The sequence below is a fragment of the Photobacterium sagamiensis genome (assembly GCF_050337085.1).
Taxonomy (GTDB): Bacteria; Pseudomonadota; Gammaproteobacteria; order Enterobacterales; family Vibrionaceae; genus Photobacterium; species Photobacterium sagamiensis.
In genome coordinates, this window is sequence record NZ_JAKJSP010000014.1 from 80,524 (window position 1) to 107,276 (window position 26,753).

General features: G+C 46.2%; 25 protein-coding genes. 8 read left to right on the plus strand and 17 right to left on the minus strand.

Going from position 1 to position 26,753, the window contains the following annotated elements; translation table 11 throughout:
• Positions 1 to 18: 18 nt before the first annotated feature.
• Both dsdC and L4D76_RS04995 read right to left on the minus strand, forming a co-directional pair.
• Positions 19 to 939, minus strand: coding sequence for a DNA-binding transcriptional regulator DsdC (dsdC, locus tag L4D76_RS04990; protein WP_428439838.1), 921 nt, complete (start codon positions 937 to 939; stop codon positions 19 to 21).
• A gap of 104 nt (positions 940 to 1,043) precedes the next feature.
• The gene (locus tag L4D76_RS04995; RefSeq protein WP_428439839.1) at positions 1,044 to 1,631 is read right to left on the minus strand and encodes a TfoX/Sxy family DNA transformation protein; all 588 of its coding nucleotides are present in this window, start codon (positions 1,629 to 1,631) and stop codon (positions 1,044 to 1,046) included.
• 292 nt (positions 1,632 to 1,923) lie between these two features.
• Between L4D76_RS04995 and L4D76_RS05000 the strand changes: the two genes are divergently transcribed.
• The 3 genes from L4D76_RS05000 to L4D76_RS05010 all read left to right on the plus strand — a co-directional run bounded on the left by L4D76_RS05000 (position 1,924) and on the right by L4D76_RS05010 (position 4,572).
• Positions 1,924 to 2,523: an LON peptidase substrate-binding domain-containing protein gene (locus tag L4D76_RS05000; RefSeq protein WP_428439840.1), complete on the plus strand. Its 600-nt coding sequence runs from the start codon at positions 1,924 to 1,926 to the stop codon at positions 2,521 to 2,523.
• Positions 2,524 to 2,625: 102 nt separating this feature from the next.
• Positions 2,626 to 3,549, plus strand: a complete 924-nt coding sequence (locus L4D76_RS05005; protein ID WP_428439841.1) for an HDOD domain-containing protein — start codon at positions 2,626 to 2,628, stop codon at positions 3,547 to 3,549.
• 123 nt (positions 3,550 to 3,672) lie between these two features.
• On the plus strand, positions 3,673 to 4,572 hold the full coding sequence (locus L4D76_RS05010) for a LysO family transporter (protein WP_428439842.1): 900 nt from the start codon (positions 3,673 to 3,675) through the stop codon (positions 4,570 to 4,572).
• Between the two features lie 79 nt (positions 4,573 to 4,651).
• Here L4D76_RS05010 and ptsG read toward each other — a convergent pair whose 3' ends face one another.
• The 14 genes from ptsG to yceD form a co-directional block, all read right to left on the minus strand.
• Positions 4,652 to 6,082, minus strand: a complete 1,431-nt coding sequence (ptsG, locus tag L4D76_RS05015; RefSeq protein ID WP_428439843.1) for a PTS glucose transporter subunit IIBC — start codon at positions 6,080 to 6,082, stop codon at positions 4,652 to 4,654.
• 462 nt (positions 6,083 to 6,544) lie between these two features.
• Positions 6,545 to 7,321, minus strand: coding sequence for a TatD family hydrolase (locus L4D76_RS05020; protein WP_428439844.1), 777 nt, complete (start codon positions 7,319 to 7,321; stop codon positions 6,545 to 6,547).
• The gene (holB, locus tag L4D76_RS05025) at positions 7,311 to 8,288 is read right to left on the minus strand and encodes a DNA polymerase III subunit delta' (protein WP_428439845.1); all 978 of its coding nucleotides are present in this window, start codon (positions 8,286 to 8,288) and stop codon (positions 7,311 to 7,313) included. The genes L4D76_RS05020 and holB overlap by 11 nt, the downstream gene beginning before the upstream one ends.
• A gap of 1 nt (position 8,289) precedes the next feature.
• Entirely contained in the window at positions 8,290 to 8,919 is a 630-nt protein-coding gene (tmk, locus tag L4D76_RS05030) for a dTMP kinase (RefSeq protein WP_428439846.1), read from the minus strand.
• On the minus strand, positions 8,919 to 9,929 hold the full coding sequence (mltG, locus tag L4D76_RS05035) for an endolytic transglycosylase MltG (protein ID WP_428439847.1): 1,011 nt from the start codon (positions 9,927 to 9,929) through the stop codon (positions 8,919 to 8,921). Before mltG ends, tmk begins: the two co-directional genes overlap by 1 nt.
• Entirely contained in the window at positions 9,923 to 10,732 is an 810-nt protein-coding gene (gene pabC, locus L4D76_RS05040; protein WP_428439848.1) for an aminodeoxychorismate lyase, read from the minus strand. Before pabC ends, mltG begins: the two co-directional genes overlap by 7 nt.
• Before the next feature lie 88 nt (positions 10,733 to 10,820).
• Positions 10,821 to 12,059: a beta-ketoacyl-ACP synthase II gene (gene fabF / locus L4D76_RS05045; protein WP_428439849.1), complete on the minus strand. Its 1,239-nt coding sequence runs from the start codon at positions 12,057 to 12,059 to the stop codon at positions 10,821 to 10,823.
• 88 nt (positions 12,060 to 12,147) lie between these two features.
• Entirely contained in the window at positions 12,148 to 12,384 is a 237-nt protein-coding gene (acpP, locus tag L4D76_RS05050) for an acyl carrier protein (RefSeq protein WP_428439850.1), read from the minus strand.
• A gap of 159 nt (positions 12,385 to 12,543) precedes the next feature.
• Positions 12,544 to 13,278 carry a 3-oxoacyl-ACP reductase FabG gene (gene fabG, locus L4D76_RS05055; RefSeq protein WP_428439851.1) on the minus strand — a complete coding sequence of 245 codons (735 nt, stop codon included), beginning with the start codon at positions 13,276 to 13,278 and terminating at the stop codon, positions 12,544 to 12,546.
• Positions 13,279 to 13,302: 24 nt separating this feature from the next.
• Complete coding sequence (gene fabD, locus L4D76_RS05060) at positions 13,303 to 14,226, minus strand: ACP S-malonyltransferase (protein ID WP_428439852.1); 924 nt, start codon at positions 14,224 to 14,226, stop codon at positions 13,303 to 13,305.
• A gap of 25 nt (positions 14,227 to 14,251) precedes the next feature.
• Complete coding sequence (locus tag L4D76_RS05065) at positions 14,252 to 15,208, minus strand: beta-ketoacyl-ACP synthase III (protein WP_428439853.1); 957 nt, start codon at positions 15,206 to 15,208, stop codon at positions 14,252 to 14,254.
• Positions 15,209 to 15,213: 5 nt separating this feature from the next.
• Entirely contained in the window at positions 15,214 to 16,239 is a 1,026-nt protein-coding gene (gene plsX, locus L4D76_RS05070; RefSeq protein WP_428439854.1) for a phosphate acyltransferase PlsX, read from the minus strand.
• A gap of 9 nt (positions 16,240 to 16,248) precedes the next feature.
• Positions 16,249 to 16,419 (minus strand): 50S ribosomal protein L32, encoded by a 171-nt coding sequence (gene rpmF, locus L4D76_RS05075; RefSeq protein WP_006231206.1) that lies wholly within the window; start codon positions 16,417 to 16,419, stop codon positions 16,249 to 16,251.
• Positions 16,420 to 16,443: 24 nt separating this feature from the next.
• Positions 16,444 to 16,956 carry a 23S rRNA accumulation protein YceD gene (yceD, locus tag L4D76_RS05080; protein ID WP_428439855.1) on the minus strand — a complete coding sequence of 171 codons (513 nt, stop codon included), beginning with the start codon at positions 16,954 to 16,956 and terminating at the stop codon, positions 16,444 to 16,446.
• 423 nt (positions 16,957 to 17,379) lie between these two features.
• Here yceD and L4D76_RS05085 point away from each other — a divergent pair, with 423 nt between their 5' ends.
• Positions 17,380 to 17,961 carry a Maf family protein gene (locus L4D76_RS05085; protein ID WP_428439956.1) on the plus strand — a complete coding sequence of 194 codons (582 nt, stop codon included), beginning with the start codon at positions 17,380 to 17,382 and terminating at the stop codon, positions 17,959 to 17,961.
• A gap of 43 nt (positions 17,962 to 18,004) precedes the next feature.
• On the opposite strand, the gene rluC is transcribed toward L4D76_RS05085, so the two are convergent.
• Positions 18,005 to 18,949 carry a 23S rRNA pseudouridine(955/2504/2580) synthase RluC gene (gene rluC / locus L4D76_RS05090; protein ID WP_428439856.1) on the minus strand — a complete coding sequence of 315 codons (945 nt, stop codon included), beginning with the start codon at positions 18,947 to 18,949 and terminating at the stop codon, positions 18,005 to 18,007.
• Positions 18,950 to 19,396: 447 nt separating this feature from the next.
• Between rluC and rne the strand changes: the two genes are divergently transcribed.
• The 4 genes from rne (at position 19,397) to L4D76_RS05110 (ending at position 26,715) form a co-directional block, all read left to right on the plus strand.
• Positions 19,397 to 22,639, plus strand: coding sequence for a ribonuclease E (rne, locus tag L4D76_RS05095; RefSeq protein ID WP_428439957.1), 3,243 nt, complete (start codon positions 19,397 to 19,399; stop codon positions 22,637 to 22,639).
• A 292-nt stretch (positions 22,640 to 22,931) separates the two neighbouring features.
• Complete coding sequence (locus tag L4D76_RS05100; RefSeq protein WP_428439857.1) at positions 22,932 to 24,491, plus strand: SulP family inorganic anion transporter; 1,560 nt, start codon at positions 22,932 to 22,934, stop codon at positions 24,489 to 24,491.
• A 356-nt stretch (positions 24,492 to 24,847) separates the two neighbouring features.
• Positions 24,848 to 25,876, plus strand: coding sequence for a nicotinate-nucleotide--dimethylbenzimidazole phosphoribosyltransferase (cobT, locus tag L4D76_RS05105; protein WP_428439858.1), 1,029 nt, complete (start codon positions 24,848 to 24,850; stop codon positions 25,874 to 25,876).
• 23 nt (positions 25,877 to 25,899) lie between these two features.
• Positions 25,900 to 26,715 carry an adenosylcobinamide-GDP ribazoletransferase gene (locus tag L4D76_RS05110; RefSeq protein WP_428439958.1) on the plus strand — a complete coding sequence of 272 codons (816 nt, stop codon included), beginning with the start codon at positions 25,900 to 25,902 and terminating at the stop codon, positions 26,713 to 26,715.
• The last annotated feature ends 38 nt before the right edge of the window (positions 26,716 to 26,753 follow it).

Sequence of the window (26,753 nt, forward strand, 5' to 3'; positions counted from 1 at the left end):
GGGCTTTTTAATGGCTGCTTAATTGGCAGGCCAGTCAGAGATTTCACTGGTTAGCCACTGCTGAAATGCCTTAATTCGCGGTGAGGAAACCACTTCCTGGCGACACACCACGTAGTAACTTAGTGGTGAACGAACAGGCCGATTAATAGGTGTTACTAAGCGATTGGTCGCCAATTGCTCTGCGATAAAAGACATCCGTCCCATCGCTACACCCAACCCTCTTTCAGCTGCTTGTAAGGCCAAATCAGCACGATCAAAGGTGCAGCCACTCTCGGGTAATAGAACCCCTTGTCGCTGTGCCCAGTATTGCCATTCATCGTTACGGCCTGCTCTGGCCCATGGTGCTGCATCATGCAGCAACATACATGATGTCAGATTGTCGGGCTGCTCATAAAGATTATGTGCTGTCGCATATTCATGGCTACACACTGGCAGCATCGTTTCATCCATTAACTTCTCTGAATGCAGGCCAGCATATTTTCCGTGTCCAAAGTAGATCGCGCAGTCAAATGATTCGGTCTGGAAGTCAACCAGATCATTACGGGTACGAAGATGAAAACGCAATGCCGGATATTTATCGATGAAATGTTTGAGGCGAGGTAACAGCCAGGTTTGGGCAAAGGTCGGCGGCACAGAAACATTCAGATCACCGCTTAACTCTAATGTTTTTAAATCCCTGATTTCATGGACTATGTCTCCAAAATTATGCGCAACAACGGCTTTTAAACGCTTCCCTTCTTCAGTCAATAACAGCTTGCGGGGCTGGCGAATAAATAACTGCACTCCAAGGCTGGTTTCGAGGTTCTTAATTTTATGACTAACTGCACTTTGGGTAAGGTAAAGAATTTCTGCAGCACGAGTAAAGCTCATCTGATCTGCGGCAATAAGAAAGCAATGCAAGCCAGACAGCACAGATCCCGTAAGTTTAGGTAATTGCATAGAGTCCCAAATGGAGCATATTTATTTGGTCGCATTATACCAAATAAAAAGCCACCCAAAAAAGGTGGCCAGACACTCATTTCGTAATGCAAAGATAGATAGTTTTATTTAATAGCGCTTAACAAGCTTTGTTTCTGCTCTTCTTTCAATAACGTCCAGTGACAACCATCAATTGCACCCGCAAACATCCAGAGCAATTTCACGTCAACATCACTGCCATGTGTACTCCGTACTTTGCGATACACTTCAGCAGCACCTAATGTAACAAAACTACTAACATCCGGAATGCCCGCCTTTTTAACCATACGCTCTAAGGTTAGACGCATATTCGGTAGGTCTCTCAATCGCTTACTCTGATCCGATGTTTTAAAAGCCTTCTCTTTCCGTGATATGTCAATAGACTCATTGACCAGTACGCTACATTTTTTCGCATCACACAAAAACAATTGAGTAACATCATAATAATTGACAACAGCTGTTGTACTTCTTTTAATGTGTTTGAATTTCACACAGCCTAACGCAATAAGTTTCTCATCAAGATCGCCTCCTCCGCGGAGAAACAATGAGGTTTCCGTTAAAATCGCATACATAGCACCATTGATAAAAACACCTGTTCCACCGAACATCGAGCGTTTCTCATGGCATCCGAAGCCGCTCAGATAGTTATAGAATTCTTCCTTGAACGAAGTCACTGTATATCCTCCAGCCAAACGTTATTGGTCTTTTTTTCCGGTAACGCCAAACAAAAAGCGCCAACAAATTGACAATGACACACAGGAATTATAATTACCACATATGAAACAATGAACAGTTAATTTTGAGATTTGAGGCATATTATTCATCGCAAAATAAGGGAAAAGTGACAAAATTTGACCATATTTTTTGTCGGGTAATATCTCAAAAACATCAAATAATATGCCAATGTCTTATCGTTATTCTTATCACTGAGGTCTATTGTTAATAGTAATAAGTTGAGGGTATAAAATGGCACGCACGGCACTGCTCCCATCATCTGAACATGTCTTACCCGGCGGAAGACTCGAAATCACGGTTGCTGAAGCACGATACATTCGTATGGTCAAGGAATCGCTAGCGTCAGACTCTGGTTTTACAATGTGCATGCTCAATGAGGCCGATGAAAAACAAGAGGTAAAAAACATTCCTGCTATTGCAACCTTGGTCAATATTGTTGACTTTAACGCTCTTGAAGGGGGCTTGCTGGGAGTCACTGTTGAGGGGGAAAGAAAAATCCGTCTGCTCGAAATTCATATTGAATATGACGGGCTTCTGACTGGAGAATATAAGCCTTACATTCAGTGGCACTCTTTGCCAATTAGTAATACGACACAATGTTTGAGTGATAAACTGAAACTGTTTTACTCCACCATGCCTGAAATCGGTGCATTATATTCAGCCCCTAAATACAATGATGTTAGTTGGATCTGCCAGAGATGGATTGAGATCTTACCTCTTGAAGTTCAATATAAACAATTACTCATTACTCAGGAAAGCCCAAAGTTAACAATTCGATTCCTGCTGAAATTGCTAAATACAGAATATAATGACAAGAGTAGCGATACCTGATTTGAATTTTTTTAACTTCTTTCTCTTTTTTGGGCTACGACCCTGTCTATCACTCTCCGCTCGCGTTAGAATCATCTCATCCATTATTAACTACAATCAGTAATGACACATTTATCTTTTTTTTGGCTAAAGCCTGAAAATGAAAAAATCATCAAAGGGCTGGAGTCTGAATTTTGCTCTCTTGTAAAAGACGCAGTCAGAAAAAATCGTCTATCACTCCCCCCGATACCTGAGGTATTAGCTCAGCTGCATACTCTCTGTAACGCCGACGATACAACGATTCGTGATATTGCTGATCTTTTGCTCGATGACCCAAGCTTGGCAGCATCGATCGTCCGCACTTCAAATACTATTATGTTCAATCGACGCAATATTATTTGTCATGATCTTCAAACCGCCGTATCTCGCTTAGGCATTCTAAGAGTCAGAGATATCGTCACCGCGCAAGCAATTGAAGAGCTGAAAAATAAAAGTCATTTTAGTCATGAGTGTAATTTATTATTGTCGCAAAGTGCTATTCGTTCGCGCCAGCTAGCCGGTACTATGGCATTGATATGTCAGGGGATAACGAAACATAGTGAAAAATCGTTAAAACTTGAACCAGAAAAAGCCTTGCTGACTGGTTTGTTAGCCGATATCGGCTTATTTGGTTTAATTAATGAGTACCAGTCTTACTTGAACCATGGTAACTACCTTGATCTCGACATCGCGACCTATGTTTTCCAGCACTGCTGTGGTGAAGCGACACCAATGGTGTTAAAGCATTGGGGATTTGATGATGATTATCTGGAAGTCTCTTCAAATAAAGCGATGCCCTATCAGGAACAAGACAATACAACCAGTTATCTGGATATCGCTCGAATGGCCAACCACTTGTTGATGTTTAAAAATAATGATGAGGCCATCAATGAACACCATGTCGAACTTGATTTGGCTGGTGCCGAAGTCATGTATGAACTCACCAACATGCCTGACGCCGATTTCGAGAGCCAAATTCGCAATGTCATGAAAGACAGCGGTATGTAACCCTTCCCCCCCAATGCGGTGCAATGTGCCGTATTGTTTCAATTGACCATGGCTAAGCGCTATTGGTAAGCTATTAAAATACTTATCAAATATTGATATTTAGAAAATACGTTAAGGATGCTCATGTTCTCAGGGATGCTCTACATTTTCCTGCCATTGATAATTGGCTATTTAATACCTGTTAATAAAAGTTCGGTATTAGAATTCATTAATACCCAGACCAGCTGCCTTGTGTTGGTGATCCTTGCATTGATGGGTTTAAGCTTGGCAGGATTGGATAATTTGGGGCAGAACCTGAACCAAATCCTTATCTATACCCTGACGTTTTTCATCTCGATTAGCTTATGTAATCTGGCTGCACTGCCTTTCTTAGATCGGCTATGGCCAACGGATACCAGTCACGATCATCGTCAACTCCCCCTTAGCAAAATGGTCATGGAATCAGTACGTTTGGTTTTAGTGGTCGCCGGGGGGCTGATCGTGGGGGTCACACTAGGTTTCGATCTTTCCTGGGTAGACCAAGCGAGTGAAACAATTCTGCTCATTTTGTTATTTCTGATTGGCATTCAACTTCGAAATAGCGGCATGACTTTACGCCAGATATTATTGAATAAGAAAGGCATTATTATTGCCCTCGTGATCATTGCCACCTCCTTAACTGGCGGCCTGATTGCGGCTTTTATCCTGGATATTCCATTTAACCACGGTTTAGCGATGGCTTCTGGTTTTGGCTGGTACTCGTTAGCCGGCATATTAATCGGCGATGGCCTGGGGCCAATTTATGGTGGCGCAGCATTCTTAAATGAATTGCTCAGAGAGCTTATTGCCCTGAGCCTGATCCCAATCATTATTCAGCGTTATCCCAATACGGCTATCGGCTATGCCGGAGCCACAGCGATGGACTTCACCCTGCCGGTCATTCAGAACAGCGGCGGCATTCGCTGCGTACCTATCGCCATTGTCAGTGGTTTTATCCTGAGCTTGCTGGTTCCCGTACTGATGTTGTTCTTTTTGTCACTCTAGGACGGGACAGATCCTGCAAACGCCAAAAGGGAAGCCTAAGCTTCCCGTTATACCAAACTGACTAAGTCAGTGAGCCATATTAGTGATGACGTATCCACTCATCCATATCAGTTTTCAGGTTATCTGACTTGGTACCAAAGATAGCCTGAACACCACCGCCCGCAATAACTACCCCTGCTGCGCCTAATTTTTTCAGCTTATCCTGATCAACATTTTCAATGCTTGCTACAGAAACTCGCAGTCGTGTGATACATGCATCCAGACCGGTGATGTTGTCTTTACCGCCGAATGCCATAACCAGCTCTTTCGCCATTTCAGACCCAGTAACAGCTACTGCAGCCTCTTCTTCTTCCTCTTCACGGCCTGGCGTTTTAAGGTCAAACTTAGCGATAACTGCACGGAACACGCCATAGTAGATAGCGGCGTAGATTAGGCCCATTAATGGGAATAATGCTATTTTTTGAGCGTTTGCAGAAAGAACCACGAAGTCAATAAAACCGTGTGAGAAAGACGTACCGTGCACCATGCCTAGCATGTTGGTCATGACAAAGGCAGAACCCGCCAGTAATGCGTGAATTCCGTATAGAACCGGGGCAACAAACAGGAACGAGAATTCGATTGGCTCAGTAATACCGGTCAGAAATGACGTCAGCGCCGCAGAGATCATGATCCCGCCCACTTTCGCACGGTTCTCAGGCTTCGCTGAATGCCAGATAGCGATTGCTGCCGCTGGCAGACCGTACATTTTGAACATGTAACCACCGGCAAGCTGACCGAAGCCGTTACCGGCAAGGCGAGTTGCTTCGTCGGCTTCAAGATAACAAGTCAGTACACCCGTACGCGCTTCACCCGCAGCGTTGATACAGCTACCGGCTTCGAAGAAGAACGGGACGTTCCAGATGTGGTGCAGACCAAATGGGATCAAAGAACGTTCAACAATACCGTAGATACCAAACGCAACCGTTGGGTTTTGCTCTGCTGCCCAGTGAGAGAATAACTGAATTGCCCCACCGATTGGTGGCCAGATCACTGAAAGAACAACACCAAGACCAATTGCACAGAAACCGGTCATGATGGGTACAAAACGTTTACCCGCAAAGAAACCCAGGTAATCTGGCAGCTGAATACGGTAGAACCGATTAAAAGCCCATGCAGCCAAACCACCGACAAGGATACCACCAAGTACACCAGTATCGATTTTCTCTGCCCCCATCACGCTGGCCATCACGCCTAGCGTTGCCGTCATGATGCCGTAACCGACGATAGCAGCCAGACCGGCAACACCATCGTTGTGCGTAAAGCCAAGTGCAACACCTACTGCAAACAATAGAGACATTTGACCAAAGACGGAACCACCAGCTTGTTCCATAATCTGAGAAACAATTTCTGGCAGCCAGCTAAAGTTAGCGGCGCCGACTCCCAATAGAATACCGGCTACCGGCAGAACCGATACAGGCAACATAAGTGCCTTACCGACTTTCTGCAGGTTAGCAAAAAGGTTCTTAAACATATTGTGCTCCTGAGTGCGATGTTTTATTTAGAGATCAATATACGTGCAAGCGATATACCCCCGCAGTCATAATGCTAGCACCACTTTTCTCATTTATTTTATTACTACAATAAAACATAGCCTTAAATATGAACCGACAACCATCAAAACGTTCAGACTGCATGAAATAAAATTTCAAAATGTAAATATGAAGCCCAATAGATCTTGCTTGGAATCGGTCTGGAGCATTAAAAATCGTTGTGTTAACAAATAAATACGCAGCAGGTAGCAAAGAAACTATTCGTTCAATTGCCATTCAAAGTTGTAGGATTATTGCTATATGTCGTTTATTTACAATTTAATTGCATAATGTGATTAAGTGTATTAAATGTGAAAAAGTTTCTAAAACAAAACACATTCACAAATATGGAGCAGGAGAAATAAAAAAAGGAGCCTAAGCTCCTTTTTTAATCATCTGATATTCTAACGTTCGGCTCGCGAAAAAAGTGTAAAGAAGTTATTGGTCGTGACTTCTTCAACTTCTTCAACCGATACCCCTTTTAATAACGCGATGTATTGTGCAACATCGCGTACATAGGCAGGTTGGTTTTGTTTCCCTCGGTGCGGAATTGGCGCAAGGTAAGGGGAATCCGTTTCAACCAGCAAGCATTCGAGTGGCAAGTTGTTCACGACATTTTTGAGTTCGCTGGCCTTGTTGAAGGTTACGATGCCTGAAATTGAAATGTAAAAACCTAACTCAATCGCTTCTTGTGCCATTTCCAGGCTTTCAGTAAAGCAATGCAGCACTCCGCCGCACTTTTCAGCGCCTTCTTCGCGTAAAATACGCATCGTATCTTCGCGCGCCATACGAGTATGGATGATCAATGGCTTATTCAGCTCTACGGCTAAACGTACGTGCTGACGGAAGATTTCCTGCTGCTGTCCTGCAAGCTCTGGCTGATAATGATAATCCAATCCTGTTTCACCAATTGCAACAACACGTTCATGCTGTGCAAATGCTTTCAGCTGGTCAAAATCAAAACCTTCTTCAATATCCAGCGGATGCACACCGCAAGATGCGAACACGTTTCCATGGGGTTCAATCATTGCCATCATTGAAGGAAAACTTTTTAGCGTAACACCAACCGAAAGGAAGTAGTCGACACCACGTGCTTTGGCCTTAGCTAACACATCATCAATTCCTGTATGAAGCTGCTCGTAATCTAATTTGTCCAGGTGACAATGTGAATCAACTAACACTGTTATTTTCTCCTAAGAAACCGGTTAACCACTCAACAAGGAGCAGATCGGTATTTAATCCGCGTTGTTTTTCTAACATTCTATGTAATTCGTTAATCTTTCTTACCTGCTGTATTAAGACTGCAGGTGGCACAAGTCCGGCAACCGTTTGTACTTTGGCTAGAGACTCGCCGTGAACCAGGTATTCACTGACCCCTTGCTGAAGTTTAATACAGTCAACCATGAAATAGCTTAGCCACTTTAAGCTGGTAATACCTTCACCGGAACACAAACCGGCAACATCGTAGATGCCGATATAGGGAGGTTGTAAAAATGCCGCAAATGCGTCGATCAGATTACCATGGCGGATATCTTGACCTTGCTCGACAAACTGCATGGTTGCCAGTGGCGCACCACTATTGAGACGGACAGCCTCAATTTTAATCGACTGCATTAACTGCTTTTCAACCCATCTCTTAACTTCCTGCTCATCAGGTGTAGCCAAACGCCATTTGTTACAACGGCTCACAATCGTCGGTAACAAACTATCAAGCGACTGTGCCGTTAAAATAAACTGACAACCAGAAGGCGGTTCTTCAAGGGTTTTCAATATCGCATTAGCACCGGCTTCGCCCATCGCATCAGCGTGTCCAATCATGATCACCCGCTGACCGGCCAGTTGTGACGTTTCCACCGCCCACCGATTACATTGGCGAATGGCATCGACCCCAATTTGCTTGCCTTCTTGCTCTGGCTTCACAATATGGAAATCAGGATGGGTATCAGCGGCAACCAACTGGCAGCTATGGCAAACACCACAGGGCTCAGTATCGCAATTTTGACACAATACCGTCTTCGCCAGCTGTTTCGCTAAAACCTCTCGTCCGCTCCCCTTAGCAGAAAGCAGCAATACCGCATGATGCAGACGCCCCTGCCCCAGCAATTGCTGCCAGTTTTGCCACAATGATTGATGCCAAGGATAAAGCATATTATTGCTGCTCCAACCATCGAGTTAATGCCTGGGCAATATCAGCGGTAACGGCTTCAAGTGACTGACTCGCATCAATAACTAATACATTCGGATCATTTTCAGACAGTTCAAGAAAACGCGCACGGGCACGGTGGAAGAAATCAATATTCATTTGCTCGATACGGTCTAACTCGCCGCGCCCACGCGCACGCTCAAGGCCAAGAACAGGGTCGATATCCATGTAAATAGTCAGATCCGGACGAAAATCGCCCAGTACCGTATCACGCAGGTTTTCCATCAAGGCTTTATCGAAGCCTCGGCCGCCCCCCTGATAAGCTTGCGATGACATATCATGACGATCACCAACGACCCACCGACCTTGGGCCAAGGCAGGCTTAATGACGTTATCAACTAACTGAATACGTGCGGCATAGAGCAAAAGCAGCTCAGCCATATCGGTCAATGGCTCATCAGGATGACCTTCTTTTACCAATGCCCGCATTTGTTCAGCAAGCGGCGTACCACCGGGTTCTCGAGTTGATGCCGGATCATCAATACCGTGTGCTGCCAGAGTATTAATCACTTGATTAATAGCCGTGCTTTTACCTGCCCCTTCAAGGCCTTCAATTACAATAAATTTACCAGTCATCAGTTTCTTAGCGTCTTTAAATAAGCTCGAACAGCGCGATTATGCTCTGTGAGTGATTTTGAAAATTTATGGCCGCCTTTTCCATCAGCCACAAAATAAAGGTATGTACTTGTATCTGGATTCACTGCGGCCAGAACAGAAGCCTTGCTCGACATCGCAATGGGTGTCGGCGGCAAGCCAAAAATAGTGTAGGTGTTATAAGGCGTTGGGGTGCGTAAATCCTTTCTGCGGATGTTACCGTCATATTTATCGCCCATACCATAGATCACGGTTGGATCCGTTTGCAGTCGCATTCCTTTCACCAGGCGATTCATAAATACCGACGAAACTAATGTACGCTCTGAATCTACTGCCGTTTCTTTTTCAATAATAGATGCCATGATCAGGGCATCATAAGGTGATTTGAGCGGGATCTTATTATCACGTGCCTGCCAGGCATCCACCAGCAGAGCGGTCATTTTATTATAAGCACGCTTTAGCAGTTCAAGATCCGTAGTACCTTCGGTGTAATGATAGGTCTCCGGCAGCAGGTAGCCTTCTAGTTTTTCGACATCGGCACCGATGGCTTTGGCAATTTTAGCTTCTGACATTCCTGCCGTTTTATGTACCAATGACGGTGCCTGGCTGAGCTGAGCCAGCCAGTCGACCAGGCGGTCACCTTCGACCAGAGTGATCACAAACTGGTGCTCTTTTCCTGACGTAATCACGGTGAGCGCATCACGTAAACTCTGTGCCGGTAAAACTTGATAGGTACCCGCTTTAATCTGAGTCAGCTGAGGGTCGATTCTGCCTATCCAGCGCATCCACGGCGAAGGAGTGATCACTTGGGCATCTGCCAGCTGATTCAATAAACCCCGAAAACTGGTTCCTGATTTAACCGTGATAAATACTTCCTGGTTGTTAATGACAGGCTGCTCCAGTGAGGCCTTAACTTGTTGATATGACCAACCAACGGCTCCTGCGGCAATCACTCCCAACACCACTACAGCAATAACCAACTTCTTTAGCACGAATACAACCTCTTGTTCAATACACTGAGCGCTGTGCGCTCAGGAAAACCACAACCATTTATTTTTGTCACAGGCACTAACGCCATCAGGGCATTAGTAATAAAGATTTCCTCGGCGCAAAGCAATCCCTCTATCGGTTTTTTGACAAACTCTAGACAATACTCGGTACCTGCAATCAGCTCAATAATATGGGCCCGCATCACGCCATGCACACCTGACATATCGAGTTCCGGGGTATAAATAGTCTTGCCATTACGCCAGAAAACATTCGAAGCCGTCGTTTCCATGACATGCCCATTTACATCCAGTACCACCGCGTCTTGCCAACCGTTGCATTCAACCTCTCGTTTCAGCAATACCTGTTCCAGACGGTTCAGATGCTTAAGCCCGGCCAACATCGGCGCTAGCCCCAATCGTTGCTGACTGACACCCAGTTCAATTCCTTGCTGCTGCCACTGAGCGTAATGTTGCGGCCAGGCAAAGTCAGATACGACCACCTGGGTATCATCACAGCCAATAGCGCTGTAACCCCGGGCACCGACACCACGACTGATCAGTACCTTAACCACCCCTTTGTCAGAGTAGCTTGCCGCTCGCTGATGCACGAGCCGAGCCAGCATCCCCCAATCGGGTTCTGCAATGTAAAGCGCCGAGACATTTTTTTGCAATCGCTGCAGATGTAACGGCCATAATTGAGGTTTACCCTGCTCCACTAAAATGGTGGTGAAGCAGCCGTCACCATATTGCACCGCGCGATCTGCAACCGGCACGGTAGTCTGTTCGCTGCCGTTTATCAGTACCATTCTGACGCCTACCCATAACATGGTTACATTGCATAAAAAAACGGCCCGATACATGAGTATCGGGCCGTTCTATGATATCAGGTTATTGCTAGATTTTCTTAAACAGTAAAGAACCGTTTGTGCCACCAAAACCAAATGAGTTACACAGTGCGTACTCAAGGTTTACCTGGCGCGCTTCGCCGGCAACGTAATCAAGATCACAACCTTCATCTGGGTTCTCAAGGTTGATTGTGGGCGGTACCGCCTGATCAACAAGAGACATCACGGAAATAATCGCTTCAACAGAACCCGCGGCACCTAACAGGTGACCGGTCATTGATTTGGTTGAAGAGACCAATACATCATTCACTGCCGCACCCATAGCACGCTTGATACCAAGCGTTTCAGCAATATCACCTGCAGGTGTTGATGTACCGTGAGCATTGATATAGCCGATCTTGTCAGCATTGATACCCGCATCACGAAGGGTTGCTTCCATCGCCAGTGCACCACCAGAGCCGTCTGGTGTTGGTGATGTCATGTGATACGCATCGCCACTCATACCAAAACCAACCAATTCAGCGTAGATTTTAGCGCCACGCGCTTTTGCATGTTCGTATTCTTCAACAACCATCATGCCTGCGCCATCACCCAGCACAAAACCGTCACGGTCTTTGTCCCAAGGACGTGAAGCCGCTTGTGGATCATCGTTACGAGTCGAAAGTGCTTTTGCTGCAGCAAAGCCGCCCATGCCTAGTTCAGTGGATGCTTTTTCAGCACCACCTGCTACCATAACGTCTGCATCGCCATAGGCAATCATACGTGCTGCATGGCCAATGTTATGAAGGCCAGTAGTACAAGCAGTAGCGATAGCGATGTTAGGACCACGTAGACCATGCATGATAGACATGTGGCCAGCGATCATATTTACAATTGTCGATGGAACAAAGAACGGGCTAATTTTGCGCGGACCTTTTTCCAAATATGCACGATGGTTCGATTCAATAAGACCAAGACCACCAATACCAGAACCGATAGCGACACCAATACGGTGTGCGTTTTCTTCTGTCACTTCAATGCCAGAATCTTTTAATGCTTGCACGCCAGCAGCAATGCCATATTGGATGAATAAATCCATCTTACGAGCATCTTTCTTGGTCATGTATTCTTCAGGATTGAAGCCTTTTACCGTTCCGGCAAATTGAGTAGCAAACAAGCTAGCATCAAAGTGCTCAATAGTACTAATACCACTGGTACCAGATAGTAAAGCCTTCCAAGAAGATTCAACCGAATTGCCAACAGGAGTTAGCATACCCATGCCAGTAACAACTACGCGACGTTTGGACACGATTAATTTCTCCGGGTATTGAGGGGGGTTTAATAGACTTAAAAAAAATCAGGCGGTCATGGTGACCGCCTGGGGGAAGTTCTTTTTATTACTCAGAAGCGCTGTTTACGAAGTCGATTGCAGCTTGAACTGTAGTAATTTTTTCAGCTTCTTCGTCAGGAATCTCAGTATCGAATTCTTCTTCAAGAGCCATTACTAGTTCAACTGTATCTAGTGAGTCAGCACCTAGATCGTCAACGAAAGAAGCTTCGTTTTTAACTTCTGCTTCGTCTACGCCTAGTTGCTCAATGATAATTTTTCTTACGCGATCTTCGATGGTGCTCATACTAATATATTTCCTTAAAACAAGAATTCGCTAATGCGATTTGCTGTAGTTTATTCATTACGGCAAAAGTTGCAAGACTCTCATTGCTGGTCAAACCACGATTTTGCGTTAAAACAAGGTGAGTTTGACTTGCGTCATCAAGTATTGCAACTTTTTTGATTAAATCATGTACATGCCGCCATTAACATGCAGCGTTTCACCGGTTACATAAGCAGCATCTTCAGACGCTAAGAAAGCGACTGCTGCTGCAATTTCACGCGGATCACCCAGGCGGCCTGCTGGTACGTTAGCTAGTGTAGCAGCCCGTTGCTCATCATTCAGAGCTTTTGTCATATCAGTTTCAATAAAACCAGGTGCAACGGCGTTAACAGTGATACCACGAGAAGCCACTTCACGTGCCATTGACTTGGTGAAACCAAGCAGACCGGCTTTCGCTGCAGCGTAGTTAGTCTGACCGGCGTTACCCATGGTTCCTACCACCGAGCCGATGCTGATAATACGACCATGACGTTTTTTCATCATAGCACGCAGTACCGCTTTAGACAGGCGGAAAACAGATGTCAGGTTAGTATCGATAATATCTTGCCATTCGTCATCTTTCATACGCATAAGCAAGTTATCACGGGTGATTCCTGCGTTATTAACCAGAATGTCAATATCACCAAACTGATCTTTGATCTGTTTTAGCGTATCAGCAATTGATTCAGGTGAAGTCACGTTCAGTGCAAGACCTTTACCGTTATCACCTAAATATGCACTAATGGCTTCTGCACCATGTTCAGATGTTGCAGTACCAATAACGGTAGCGCCACGCTCAACCAAAATCTCAGCGATCGCACGGCCGATACCGCGGCTAGCGCCCGTTACCAGAGCAACTTTACCTTCCAGGCTCATTGTTATTCCTCTTTAAGCTAATACTTACTTAGCGGCTTCCAGACTTGCCGGATCATTGACTGCGGCACCGCTAAGTGCGCGATTAATACGTTTTGTAAGGCCAGTCAGTACTTTGCCTGGACCCATTTCGAGTAGTTGTTCTATGCCTTCGCCAGCCATACGTTCAACAGATTCAGTCCAGCGAACCGGGCCGTATAACTGCTTAACCAGTGCCAGCTTAATAGCAGCAGGAGCGGTCTCGGTCTGCACATCAGCATTGTTAATGACAGGAATTGACGGCGTATTGAATTGGATGCTTTCTAACGCCACTGCCAACTTCTCTGCTGCAGGCTTCATCAGCTCACAGTGAGACGGTACAGAAACAGGCAAAGGAAGTGCACGCTTCGCGCCGGCTTCTTTACATAATACGTTTGCACGCTCTACGGCTTCTTTATTACCGGCAATAACCACTTGGCCCGGAGAGTTAAAGTTAACCGGAGAAACAACCTGATCTTGCGCGGCATCTTCACATGCCTTAGCGATTGCGTCGTTATCTAAACCAATGATTGCAGACATTGCGCCGATACCAGCGGGTACGGCTTCTTGCATTAGCTGACCGCGAAGTTCAACAAGCTTAACCGCTTCTTTGAAGTCGATAACACCAGCACATACCAGTGCGGAGTATTCGCCCAGACTATGGCCAGCCAGTACTGCTGGCTGCTCACCACCCTGTTCTTGCCATGCACGCCAGATAGCAACAGATGCGGTCAATAGCGCAGGCTGAGTGCGGTGAGTCTGATTCAGATCTTCCGCAGGGCCGTTTTGAACCAATGCCCACAGGTCATAACCAAGAGCTTCAGATGCTTCAGCAAAAGTTTGCTTAACAACATCAAATTTTTCTGCCAGCTCAGCCAGCATGCCTACTGCCTGAGAACCCTGCCCAGGAAAAACAATCGCGAACTTAGACATTCGAGGATCCTTAATTTTTATTTTGTTAAAACTTAACTAATGCCGAGCCCCAGGTGAAACCGCCACCAAAAGCTTCCAGCAACAAGGTCTGGCCACGCTGAATACGGCCATCACGTACCGCTTCATCAAGCGCCGTCGGTACCGTTGCTGCTGAGGTATTACCATGACGATCAAGGGTAACAACCACCTGATCCATGGACATAGACAGTTTTTTCGCCGTTGCCGAAATAATCCGCAAGTTGGCCTGGTGAGGGACTAACCAATCAAGCTCTGACTTATCCATATCATTTGCGGCTAACGTGTTTTTAACTAAATTTGATAGCTGAGTAACGGCGACTTTAAAGACTTCATTACCGGCCATATAGAGCCATTGGTCATCACTAAATGGTTGCCCGTGCTCAGGCGTTGCCAGGCTTAGCAGGCCACCAAAATGACCATCTGCATGCAGGTGAGTCGAAATAATACCCGGCTCTTCACTCGCACCCACAACCACTGCGCCAGCTGCATCGCCAAACAGAATGATCGTTGAACGATCATTGGGATCACATTTATGTGAAAGCGCATCAGCACCAATCACCAGCACATTTTTTGCCATCCCGGTCTTGATGTGCTGATCAGCAATGCTTAACGCATAGACAAAACCAGAACACGCGGCGGCAATATCGAATGCAGGACAGCCTTTAATATCTAACATGCCCTGAACCTGACAAGCGGCAGAAGGGAAAGAATGACTGGCACTGGTCGTCGCGACAATAATAAGATCAATCTCTTCTTTATCAATACCCGCCATTTCGATAGCGTTTAAAGAAGCTTGATACCCCATCACGGCAACGGTTTCGTCCGGCGCAGCAATGCGTCGCTCACGGATCCCGGTACGAGCAACGATCCATTCGTCACTGGTCTCGACCATCTGTTCTAAGTCGGCGTTGGAACGCACTTGGGCTGGCAGATAGCTGCCTGTACCTAAAATTTTGCTATACATGAAGACTAATATGGCCTCTCGAGTAATACTTCTTCCAAACGGTCACTAATTTTTGTCGGTATTTGCCGTTTGATCTCGTGTACCGCTTCGCCAATTGCATTTGAGAAAGCGGAAATATCAGCACTTCCGTGGCTTTTGACCACAATACCGCGCAATCCTAACAGACTTGCGCCATTGTACTGGTCGGGGTTCAACTGTTTGAGGCTAATGAATAGGTCACGAAACAACCATTTAGCCACTAAACGTTTAATTGGATTGCCAGTGACAGCTTGCTTAAAACTATTGATAAATAGATTCGCAACCCCTTCACTGGTTTTCAGGCTGACATTGCCAACAAAACCATCACAGACAATCACATCAGCTTTGCCTGCGTATAATTGGTCACCTTCAATGTAGCCTATATAGTGAATATCTGGCGAGCTACTGAGCATTTCGGCACAGCGCTTAACCAGATCATTTCCTTTTATCTCTTCTTCACCAATATTGAGTAGCGCAACGCGGGGTTTCGACGGTAAACATTGTTCGGCGAGCACCGAGCCCATTACCGCAAACTGAAACAGAGTATCGGCATCACAGGAGACATTTGCGCCAAGATCTAACAACCAGGTCTTATGCTGGCTTTGAGTTGGTATCGCTGTCACCAATGCAGGCCGCTCAACGCCAGGCAACTGTTTTAGAGTATAGCGAGACAACGCCATTAAAGCCCCGGTATTACCAGCACTGACACAGGCATCGGCATTACCTTCAGCCACGGAGTCTAAAGCCATCCGCATGGAAGTGCCCTGGCTACGGCGTAATGCTTGTGACGGACGTGTGTCATTGGCAATCGTTTGTTCGCTATGAACAATGGTGATTCGAGGGGTGCTAGGTTGATTCAGGAGAGATAGCTGAGATGTGATCGCACTTTGATCACCATAGAGAATAACTTTGAGCTCCGGGTATTGTAACAGTGCCTGCACAGCGGCAGGCACTATTACATGAGGACCGAAATCCCCACCCATTGCATCAAGTGCAACGGTTAGACCAGTCAAGGCTCAACCTTATTTGTTGATAACCTTGCGGCCACGGTAGAAACCGTCAGCAGTCACATGGTGACGCAGATGGGTTTCACCGCTTGCTGAATCTACAGATACAGCTGCAGTTGTTAGTGCATCGTGTGAACGACGCATACCACGTGCTGCACGTGATTTTTTGCTCTTTTGTACGGCCATTAACCCTACTCCTTAAATAAACTCTTAACTTCGATTTTTCAATATTGCAAACGGATTCGGACGCTCATCAGCAATGGGGATCTCACCACAAGTCATGTTTCCACTGGCTTTACAGTCAGCTTCATCATGCATTGCGATTTGAGGCAACTCTATAATCAATTCATCTTCGATGATTTGAATCAGATTGATCTCACCATTTTCGTCGACTTCAGCCGGCTCATAAGCTTCCGGAAACTCATCTTCTTCCTCAGGTTTGAGGAGCGGACTATAACAGAATTCCACACTAGCAGTGTGATTGAACCCTTCCTGGCATCGCTGACAGGTCAACACCACTTCGACATCTGCACGACCGTGCATAACTGCGAGGTGACGTCGGTCAAAGTCAAATGACAAGGTGACGTTTGCATCACTTACTACGCTCTGGGTGGATTCAGCCAGACGTGTCAGTAACTCGGTTTTGATGATGCCATCAAAATCAAGCATTTTCTGAGCAGCGCGAACCGGATCGACCGTTAGCGGCAATTTTACCTTTTGCATAGGGCGCGAATATTAGCCTTCTAATTTGTTTGAGTCAAAGGAAATGTGTGCGAATTAACAGCTTTTAGCCATTTCATCTGCTTGCCTTAAACACGTCGTGGTTTAAGATCCACTTTCCCATCGGATGAACGGTTATTTACCAGTGACTCAACCACTTGCTCCTTTCATTAGAAGCGGACAAATAACCGACAAAAACAGTTTAAAAATTACTCCGCACAGTAGCATTAGTGCTATCTGTACGCAGTTTAATCACAGCTTTCTTTAGCCATGATTCTATCTCTCTTTCTCTGGGGCAATACCGGAGTATTGATGCCCTTCTCTCACTATTAAATGACAGTGGCTAGCTCACTAAAAAGTGAAAAACTCGCTTCTCTTATCTGAGCTGGTTAGACTATTGTGACCATCCACCAATCAGATACCACCATGACTCAACCTTTGCTACTTGCATCAACCTCCCCTTTCAGAAAAGCGCTACTGGAAAAATTCCAGTATCCATTCGAAACCACCAGCCCGGAGATCGATGAAAGTGCGCTTCACGGAGAATCAGCAGAAGATCTGGTTAAAAGATTAGCAGAGCAAAAAGCGAAAGCCTGTGAAAACAATTTTCCTGATCATCTAATTATTGGTTCAGATCAGGTCTGTGTCATCAACGGTCGCATTGTCGGTAAACCCCACACAGTTGAAAACGCATGCCTGCAACTCAAAGCCGCTAGCGGACAAACGGTAACCTTCTATACCGGTCTGTGTCTATATAATGCCAGAACCAAACAAAGCGACATACTTTGTGAACCTTTCCACGTGCACTTCAGAAAGCTATCTGAACAAGAGATCCGTCACTATGTCGAACGTGAGATGCCATTAAACTGCGCGGGCAGCTTTAAGAGCGAAGGGTTAGGTATCGCTCTATTTAACAAGCTCGATGGCCGTGATCCTAACACCCTCGTCGGCTTACCATTGATAGCACTACGTGAACAACTCGCCAGACAGGGCGTCGATATTCTCTAGCGGCGAGAAGCGAGGTTCTAGAAACTAGCTCCTCGCACCTCAATCACTGCTTACGCAATTTTTCAATTGCACGATTTAACGTCGCATCCATTGGTGCACTGATATCGACCAGTTCCTCTGTCTGCGGGTGAGTGAACTTAATATTCGCCGCATGAAGGAACAGACGCCCCAAACCGACTTTTTTCGTGTAAGCATCAAAACGCGGATCACCATAACGGTCATCCCAGGCAATAGGGTGGCCGGCGTACTGGCAATGAACACGGATTTGATGCGTTCGTCCAGTGACCGGGCTGGCCTGCACTAACGTCGCCTGCTCAAAGCGCTCTAATACTTTAAAACGAGTATCAGATGCTTTGCCGTTAGGGTTAACACGCACAATACTGTTCACTTCATTTTTCAATAAAGGTGCGGTTACTTTTTTGCAACTGGCTTTCCATTCGCCCATCACCAATGCGAAGTAATACTTCTGCACCGTTTTATTACGGAACTGCTCTTGCAGTCTGCGCAACGCTGAACGTTTTTTAGCGATCAGTAAGATACCAGAGGTATCACGGTCGATACGGTGAACCAGTTCCAGGAACCTTGCATCCGGTCGTAATGCACGCAGCGCTTCAATGGCACCAAACTTCAGCCCGCTACCACCATGAACCGCCGTTCCTGTGGGCTTGTTCAGGATCAGCATATGATCATCTTCATAGATGATACATGATTCCAGTTCAGCCACTTTAGTCAGCTTTGTACTGACAGGAGCCTGATTTTCCGGCTCCGGTACAAAAACCGGCGGGACTCGAACCAGATCACCGTCTTGTAACTTATATTCAGGTTTTATGCGTTTTTTGTTTACTCGCACCTCACCTTTGCGCACAATGCGATAAATCATACTTTTTGGAACGTTTTTAAGCCGAGCGCGGAGAAAGTTATCGATCCGCTGGCCAGCAAAGTCATCGGAAATCTCGATGAATTGCACTTTTGGTTTATCTTCTTTCATAGATTGTGATTGTATCATGCATGCAAAGCAGATTGCCGCAAAAAAGTCACCCTGCTATCATTGCGTACAGAGTAGGGAATTATGCCTACTTTAATGACAAGGTGAGCAAAACCTCACCTAAATGACTATTTCTTATGCAGCTCTAGTGATATACGCAGCACACGGCGTAAGACGTTATGGTCGCTAGAGCCATTATTAGCGTGTCAGATTATAGATTTTTTATTGGTGTGATAGATACAACCGCGTCGATGCGGTGATACCAGCTGTATATTTCAGATCTAACCATCTTGATACCGTTGGATGATAAGTGTTGCCAGAAGCACTCCTGAATTTCCAGCCGTGAGGCTGCACTCGTACATAAGACTTGGAGTCCGGCACCACCAATAAAGCATTTTTAATTAGCTCGCTAAAACAACGACAATAAACGAGTACAATATAATGAAAAGAATGTTGATTAACGCTACTCAGAAGGAAGAGTTGCGCGTCGCATTAGTTGATGGGCAGAAGCTCTTCGATCTTGATATCGAAAGCCCTGGCCACGAATCTAAAAAAGCAAATATCTATAAAGGTCGTATCACCCGCATCGAACCAAGCCTGGAAGCTGCGTTTGTTGACTATGGTGCTGAACGTCACGGTTTTCTTCCTCTTAAAGAGGTTGCTCGCGATTACTTCCCAGCTAACTACTCTTACCAAGGCCGTCCTAACATCAAGGAAGTGCTGAAAGAAGGTCAGGAAGTTATCGTTCAGGTAGACAAAGAAGAACGTGGCAATAAAGGTGCGGCGCTTACTACTTTTATCTCACTGGCTGGTAGCTACCTTGTTCTGATGCCTAATAATCCTCGTGCCGGCGGTATTTCTCGTCGCATCGAAGGTGAAGAACGTACCCAACTCAAAGCAGCACTTAGTACGCTGGAACTGCCAAATGGCATGGGCTTAATTGTTCGTACTGCAGGTGTGGGCAAATCAGGTGAAGAGCTGGAGTGGGATCTAAACGTTCTGCTTAATCACTGGAGTGCCGTTAAAGAAGCCGCAGATTCAACCCCAGCACCTTTCCTTATCCACCAGGAAAGTAATGTAATTGCCCGTGCAATTCGCGATTATCTGCGTCGTGATATCGGTGAAATTCTTATCGATAGCCCGAAAATCTTCGATCGTGCACGTGAACACATTAAGCTTATTCGTCCTGATTTCCTGTCTCGGGTCAAACAGTACGAAGGTGAAGTACCGCTATTTAGCCACTACCAGATTGAAAGCCAGATTGAATCTGCGTTCCAGCGTAACGTTCATCTGCCATCTGGTGGCTCCATTGTTATCGATCCGACAGAAGCATTAACATCTATCGATATCAACTCAGCCCGTGCGACTAAAGGCAGTGATATTGAAGAAACTGCACTGCAAACTAACCTTGAAGCGGCAGATGAAATTGCTCGTCAACTTCGTTTGCGTGATTTAGGCGGCCTTGTTGTTATCGACTTTATCGATATGACGCCGGTTCGTAATCAGCGTGAAGTTGAGAATCGTCTGCGTGAAGCAGTACGTATGGACCGTGCACGCGTGCAAATTGGTCGCATTTCTCGCTTCGGCCTGCTTGAAATGTCACGTCAGCGTTTAAGCCCGTCACTGGCCGAAGCAAGCCACCATGTGTGTCCTCGCTGTACCGGTACCGGTGTTGTACGTGATAACGAATCACTGTCGTTGTCTATCCTTCGTCTGATTGAAGAAGAGGCGCTGAAAGACAACAGTGCGCAGGTTTTGGCCATCGTACCGGTTGCCGTTGCTTCATACCTGTTGAACGAAAAACGTCGCTCTGTTCAACATATTGAGAAATATCACAAAGTTCGTGTTGTGATCGTACCTAATTCTGATATGGAAACACCTCACTTTGAAGTGATGCGTATGCGCGAAGGTGATGAGAAAGATACCCTTTCTTACCACATTCCAAAAATTATCGATGAACTGAAAGAAGCTGAAGCCGCAGAATCTCCGCAACAAGAGCGTATTGTTAAAAAGCGCGAAGAGCCTGTACTGCAAGGTTTTGCTGCACCAAAAGAACCTGCGCCAATCGCTAAGAAGCCTCAGGCACCGGCTAAAATTGAAACAGAGCAGCAACCAGGCCTGTTCAGCCGTATTTTCTCTGCATTATCTGGCCTTTTCTCTGGTCAAGCTGAAGCAGAACCAGAGAAGAAAGCGACAGAAGAAAAAGACAACCGTCAGCGTCGTGATAGCCGTCGTGATAGCCGTCGCGGTGATAGCCGTCGTGATAGCCGTCGTGGTGATAGCCGTCGTGACAGCCGCCGTGATGACGATGCTTCACGTAAGGATCGCAACCGTCAGGAAGCTGAACGTGATAACCAAACTGATGGTGAACAACGTCAGCAGCGTCGTCGCCAGGAAAAACCAAAGCAGGAGCGTCAACCACAAGCTGAGAAGCAAACGAAGCAACGTCCACCACGTGACGAAGCGAAGCAACGTCCACAACGTGACGAAGCGAAGCAACGTCCAGAACGTGACGAAGCGCGTAAAGACGATACAAAACCTCAGAAGCCGCGTCATCAGGAAGAGCAACAAGTTAAAGTTGAAAAACCTGTTCACGACGAGCAACGCGCGACTGAGCAAGAAAAAGCAGCGAAAGTGAAACAACGCCGTCAGCGACGTCAGCTTCGTAAAAAAGTACGTATCACAGATGATGTCGACACTGCTCCAGTACAAACCCCGGCAGCTCAACCAGAAATTGTGGAAGAGAAGAAAGTAGCCTCTCCTTTGCAAGAAATGGGAACTGCCGTTGCCAAAGAGGCATTAGCTCAAGATGTTCAGGTTGATAACGACCAGCAAGAACAGAATAATGAGCAGGAAGGTGGTCAGCGCCGTAACCGACGTTCTCCACGTCATCTACGTGCCAGCGGTCAGCGCCGTCGTCGTATGCGTGATACCAAAGTTGAAAAAACCGACCTTGTTGATCAGGCCTTTACTGATGCTGTAGGCCATGCTGTTGAAGAAGCTTCAGATACATTAGACAATCTGGAAAATGTTGTTTCAATTGTTGAGAAGCCAACAACATCCCGTCCGGTTTCAGGAGTCGCATCTCCGGAAATGGCAATGGGTAAAGTTTGGTGTCGTGCAGCTAAACCTGTCGTAGAAGCCGTTCAACCAGCAGCAGACGTTGCTGAAGCTGCCCCTGTTGCTGAGGCTGAAGCCGCTGAAATCGTTGATACGAAAGAAACGGTTCAAACAACTTTAGGTGGCGTTGCAATGCCTGAACTGGCAATGGGTAAAGCGTTCCCGCTTCGTCCGGCTGCCAAGGCTCAGGTTGCAGACGCGAACGAGAGCGTTGAACCTGCGATCTCTGCAACGCCTGTCGTTGAAGAGAAAGAGGCTGACATTGCTGAACCCGTTGTTGTAGAGCCTGCTGTTGTAGAGCCTGTTGTTGCAGCCAAAGCGCCTGCCGCTGAAGCACCCGCAGCAAAACCTGCAACAGTGAAAAGTTCGCACGCAGCAGTAACATCAACAGCACCTCGTGGACGCCATACCACATCTCCGATGGTTAAAGCGCCGGCACCCGCAGAAAATGCTGAGGTAACGGTTGTTGCCTCTGCTCCTCTTCGCGAAGCACGAGCTAAAACTCGTCAAGCGGGCAGTACAACTGCCACGAGTACAGCGACGGCACCGATGACTAAGCCTTCGCTAGACTAAGTGCAATAAATCGAAAAAAGCCATGCTTAAAGCATGGCTTTTTTTTGCCTTAAATTCAGCAGCGCGAAAATCATAATTTTTCACCCTTAACCCATGTCATATCAAATTTTCATGCTAATTTTGATGTTTCTGTAAAGTTATTTAGTATGAAAGTTGAACCAAATCACATATTTCTGTAGGATTCGCGTCTTTCAATGCTCAGTAATACCAACCGTATTAAATAACTGAACATTCAGCGCAGTTACTTAATGCGATTGATATCATCAACCGGACTGAAACAAAACTTATTATAATGTTTGAATTTCCTCAATTTTCACACCACTCTGTCAAAAATGACATACTCTCGGGTTTGACCGTTGCGTTAGCCCTAATTCCTGAAGCCGTTGCCTTTGCCTTTGTGGCAGGTGTCGACCCTATGGTTGGCCTGTATGCCGCTTTCATTGTCGGTATCATCACCGCTATTTTAGGCGGTCGCCCAGGTATGATTTCTGGTGCAACGGGCGCAATGGCTGTTGTTATGGTCAGCCTGGTCGCCGAACACGGTGTTCAGTACCTATTTGCTGCCGTTATGCTTGCCGGTCTATTCCAGATTCTTGCCGGTATATTTAAACTCGGTAAATTTATTCGCATGGTGCCACACCCTGTGATGATTGGCTTCGTTAACGGTTTAGCTATCGTTATATTCTTAGCTCAGCTTGGTCAATTTAAAGTACAAGGAGCAACGGGTGCACTTGAGTGGATGCAAGGTTCTCAGCTGTATATCATGCTAGGGCTTGTTCTTCTTACAATGGCAATTATCCATTTTCTACCTAAACTAACGACTGCAGTCCCATCATCTCTTGTTGCTATTATCACTGTTACTGCATTAGTTCATGTATTTGGTCTAGATTCTCGTACCGTTATCGACTTCGTTCGCACAATGAGTGGTGATGTTAATGCAACCCTGGCGGCTTCACTGCCAAGCTTTGCTTTACCTGAAGTCGGTTTCAACATGGAAACCTTACGTATTATCTTACCGTACTCGCTAATCTTAGCTGCAATTGGTCTGATTGAATCACTACTAACACTAACTGTAATTGATGAAATGACAGGTACTCGTGGTAAAGGTAACCGTGAGTGTGTTGGTCAAGGCATTGCAAACGTAACATGTTCAGTGTTCGGCGCAATGGGTGGTTGTGCGATGATCGGTCAATCGATGATCAACATTAACTCTGGTGGTCGTGGTCGCTTATCGGGTATTACTGCCGCTGTTGGTTTACTTTGCTTTATTTTATTTGGCTCTGCGCTAATTGAAATCATTCCTCTAGCTGCACTTGTTGGTGTCATGTTCATGGTTGTTATTGGCACCTTTGAATGGGCAAGCTTTAAAATGGCGCGTAAAGTGCCAAAGCATGATTTCTTTGCCATCATTCTTGTTACCTGTGTAACAGTTGCTGCCGACCTTGCTATTGCTGTGATTGTGGGTGTTATCTACTCTGCGCTTGTATTTGCATGGGATCACGCTAAGCATGTTTACGCATCATCACATACCGATGAAAAAGGGACAAAGATCTACGAAGTAAATGGACCGATTTTCTTTGGTTCTGTTTCTCACTTCCAGGAGCTGTTCGACGCGAAAAACGACCCTAAAGATGTCATCATTGATTTTGCTAAATCGCGCGTCGCTGATCATTCTGCGATTGAAGCAATTGATACCATCGCTGAGCGTTACGCCAGCCAGGGTAAAACACTGCATATCCGTCATTTAAGTCAGGAATGCCGTAGCTTACTGAAAAAAGCCGGTAATCTGGTTGAAGTTAATATGCTGGAAGATCCGACCTATAAAGTTGCAACAGATACCTTAGGCGGTTAATACCCCTCTGTTCAGCTTCATCAGCAATGCTTAAAACTGGTACTGCCACCTTTAAGCTAATACATAGAAACGCCCGCGATTGCGGGCGTTTTCTTTTTCCGGCTATCCACCAACTGAGATTCAACCAGGATCCGCACATTTTCAAGATTTTCATTGCTTTGTATCCTTCACTCCCGCAAAATTTCTCTTGCTGTCTTATCTATACCCAAACGACTTCAAAGGGCTGAACCCGCCTCTTTAAGTCGTTTGGGTATAGGCAGTTCATCACATTAAACGTTCCTGACTCACTGGCTACCATTGTTGGCCACGAGTGCAATTGCCTTATTACTTCCACCAGCCACAAGGAGAGCGGTCCCATGTTTAGCATCACCCGACCAGACACCATGCTTTCAACACAGATTCAGGATAAAATTAACAATAAAACCAAGCCATTAGGCTCCCTAGGTCAATTAGAAACTGTTGCAATGCAGCTAGCGCTCATTCAGCAAACTGAGACCATTTCGGTCAACCAGCCTCACCTGTTGGTCTTTGCTGGTGATCATGGAATTGCCCAACATGGCCTGAGTATCGCTCCAAGCGAAGTGACGGGACAGATGGTCGCTAACTTCCTTGCCGGTGGTGCAGCCATTAACTGCTTCTGCCGCACCAATAATATGGCATTAAAGGTCATTGATGCCGGAATCAAAGTTGAACCCGCAGATCATCACAACCTGATCAAGCACCGTTTGGGCCATGGCACCGCTGATTTCAGCCAGCAACCCGCGATGCCTGTTGATACAGCACTGCAAGGCATACAGTATGGTGCAGGCGTCGTTGATACACTTTATCGGCAAGGCTGTAATTTAGTTGGATTTGGTGAGATGGGGATCGGCAATACCAGCAGTGCATCGGCAATTATGGCAGCTTTACTAAGTATTCCTGCCGATGAATGCGTTGGCCGTGGTACTGGGATCGATGATCAGCAGCTACAGCGCAAAGTTGACCTGATCACCCAAGCACTCGACCTGCATCAAGACCGATTGAATGATCCTTTGCACGTACTTGCAAGCATCGGTGGATTTGAAATTGCTCAAATTGTCGGCGGCATGTTGAAAGCGGCTGAAAATAAAATGGTGGTACTAGTCGATGGATTCATTTCGACCGCTGCGGCAATGATTGCTGTCAGTATGCATCCCGAAGCGAACGCTTACTTCATTTACTGCCATTGCTCGGAAGAATCTGGCCACCAGCGTATGCTGCAGCACCTTGAAGCCACCCCATTATTAAACTTGGGGCTACGCCTGGGCGAGGGAACCGGGGCTGCCCTGGCACTGCCGATTATCGAATCAGCCTGTACTTTCTATAATGAAATGGCCAGCTTCAGCGATGCAGGAGTCACGGTGTGAGCCAGCAAAATACTGAACATCACGTGTCATCAGAACAAACGGCCATACCATCGGCGCAAAACGAAGCTACGGGCTGGCGGTTACAATGGCAGATATTTCTTGTCTCGCTGGCCTTTTTTACCCGGATCCCGGTGCCGGCAGATACGCCCTACTCAACTCAGCGTCTCAATCAGGCAAATCGCTATTTTGGTGCTGTCGGCATTGTCATTGGTTTAATCAGTGCGGCTGTTTACTTACTCGCCATCCTCATATGGCCACCAGAACTCGCCATTGCCCTCGCAATGGTCGCCAGCATTCTGGCCACCGGAGCTTTTCATGAAGATGGACTCGCCGATGTCTTTGATGGCTTTGGCGGTGGCTGGACGGTTGAACGCAAGCTCGACATCATGAAAGACTCGCGCTTGGGTACCTATGGGGCTGCTTCGTTAGTCATGATGCTCGGGTGTAAATGGATCAGTTTGTCTGCACTGGCAAGTATTGATCCAGCCTTACCGGCAATCCTTCTGATTGTAATGCACAGCGTAAGCCGTATTTGCTCTGCCAGTCTGATTTTTTCATATCCTTACGTCAGGGCCGATCAGCAAAGTAAAGTTAAACCACTGGCTAATCAGCAAAGCAAACATGATTTATGGGTTCTGATCGGCACGGGACTGATTATATTACTGTTACTACCTATTGAAGCCGCCGTTACCTTAACGCTTGTTATGCTCGCAATGCGTTATCTATGTGGCAGGTGGTTTCAACAGCAATTGGGCGGCTATACTGGTGATTGTCTGGGTGCCGCGCAGCAAATTGCTGAACTATCAGGGTATATGGCCTTGCTAGCACTCTTTTCATAGTAATCTTGATAATTTAATTTGCATATAAACAGAGGAAA

Coding starts and splice junctions, on each gene's coding strand:
- dsdC (WP_428439838.1), bottom strand. CDS start 939: ATGCAATTACCTAAACTTACGGGATCTGTGCTGTCTGGCTTGCATTGC.
- L4D76_RS05000 (WP_428439840.1), top strand. CDS start 1,924: ATGGCACGCACGGCACTGCTCCCATCATCTGAACATGTCTTACCCGGC.
- L4D76_RS05005 (WP_428439841.1), top strand. CDS start 2,626: ATGACACATTTATCTTTTTTTTGGCTAAAGCCTGAAAATGAAAAAATC.
- L4D76_RS05010 (WP_428439842.1), top strand. CDS start 3,673: ATGTTCTCAGGGATGCTCTACATTTTCCTGCCATTGATAATTGGCTAT.
- ptsG (WP_428439843.1), bottom strand. CDS start 6,082: ATGTTTAAGAACCTTTTTGCTAACCTGCAGAAAGTCGGTAAGGCACTT.
- holB (WP_428439845.1), bottom strand. CDS start 8,288: ATGCTTTATCCTTGGCATCAATCATTGTGGCAAAACTGGCAGCAATTG.
- tmk (WP_428439846.1), bottom strand. CDS start 8,919: ATGACTGGTAAATTTATTGTAATTGAAGGCCTTGAAGGGGCAGGTAAA.
- pabC (WP_428439848.1), bottom strand. CDS start 10,732: ATGGTACTGATAAACGGCAGCGAACAGACTACCGTGCCGGTTGCAGAT.
- acpP (WP_428439850.1), bottom strand. CDS start 12,384: ATGAGCACCATCGAAGATCGCGTAAGAAAAATTATCATTGAGCAACTA.
- fabG (WP_428439851.1), bottom strand. CDS start 13,278: ATGAGCCTGGAAGGTAAAGTTGCTCTGGTAACGGGCGCTAGCCGCGGT.
- fabD (WP_428439852.1), bottom strand. CDS start 14,226: ATGTCTAAGTTCGCGATTGTTTTTCCTGGGCAGGGTTCTCAGGCAGTA.
- L4D76_RS05065 (WP_428439853.1), bottom strand. CDS start 15,208: ATGTATAGCAAAATTTTAGGTACAGGCAGCTATCTGCCAGCCCAAGTG.
- rpmF (WP_006231206.1), bottom strand. CDS start 16,419: ATGGCCGTACAAAAGAGCAAAAAATCACGTGCAGCACGTGGTATGCGT.
- yceD (WP_428439855.1), bottom strand. CDS start 16,956: ATGCAAAAGGTAAAATTGCCGCTAACGGTCGATCCGGTTCGCGCTGCT.
- L4D76_RS05085 (WP_428439956.1), top strand. CDS start 17,380: ATGACTCAACCTTTGCTACTTGCATCAACCTCCCCTTTCAGAAAAGCG.
- rluC (WP_428439856.1), bottom strand. CDS start 18,949: ATGAAAGAAGATAAACCAAAAGTGCAATTCATCGAGATTTCCGATGAC.
- rne (WP_428439957.1), top strand. CDS start 19,397: ATGTTGATTAACGCTACTCAGAAGGAAGAGTTGCGCGTCGCATTAGTT.
- L4D76_RS05100 (WP_428439857.1), top strand. CDS start 22,932: ATGTTTGAATTTCCTCAATTTTCACACCACTCTGTCAAAAATGACATA.
- cobT (WP_428439858.1), top strand. CDS start 24,848: ATGTTTAGCATCACCCGACCAGACACCATGCTTTCAACACAGATTCAG.